General features: G+C 41.3%; 1 protein-coding gene. It reads right to left on the bottom strand.

Going from position 1 to position 605, the window contains the following annotated elements; all coding sequences use genetic code 11:
- Positions 1–605, bottom strand: a 605-nt coding sequence (locus tag KCX82_RS22875) for a transaldolase family protein (protein WP_227020745.1), incomplete at both ends; no start/stop codon positions are given.

Here is a 605-nt window from a genome sequence, read left to right on the forward strand (position 1 = left end):
TTAATCATGAATTTTCTGATGATCTTTACAAGATCGTCATAACCGCCTGCAAACTGGTCAAGAGTTTTGTTAACCGGTCCGAAAGTATCAAATTCTTCTACGCTCATTTCATCATAAGCTTTGATGAAATCAGGAATCTTTCTTAACTCTTTGATGTAGTAAGGATCTACTTCATTATCCATTCTCGCTTTGATTTCGAAATCGGATCCGTTGAAAGGAACCTGATTCTTATAAGGAATGGTCATGATCATATCTCCGCCGATGAATTCCAGCCACTGTAACGGTGTTCTGTAAGCAGCGGATAGCATCTTGGTCTTATATCCTCTTTCGTTATAAACGTTATACGCCTTCTTTACACAGGCAATTCCTGCATAGTGTAACGCGCAAGGATCTACGCTGATATTTTTCTTTTCCGCAATTTCTCTCAGCCAGTCATCCAGTCTTCCTACCATGATGGTGCAAACAGGATTGATTTCTGAATTGTCGAGACCTTCTGCTTCTCTTCTCTTTAATCCTCTTTCAACAGCTTCTCCGACTGCGATAGCCTGAGTAGCACTGAAGGATACGGTAGCGTTAATGCTGACGCCGCGATAGGTCATTTCTTC

Origin of the sequence: Sinanaerobacter chloroacetimidivorans, assembly GCF_018128545.1 — a bacterium.
Classification (GTDB): Bacteria; Bacillota; Clostridia; order Peptostreptococcales; family Anaerovoracaceae; genus Sinanaerobacter; species Sinanaerobacter chloroacetimidivorans.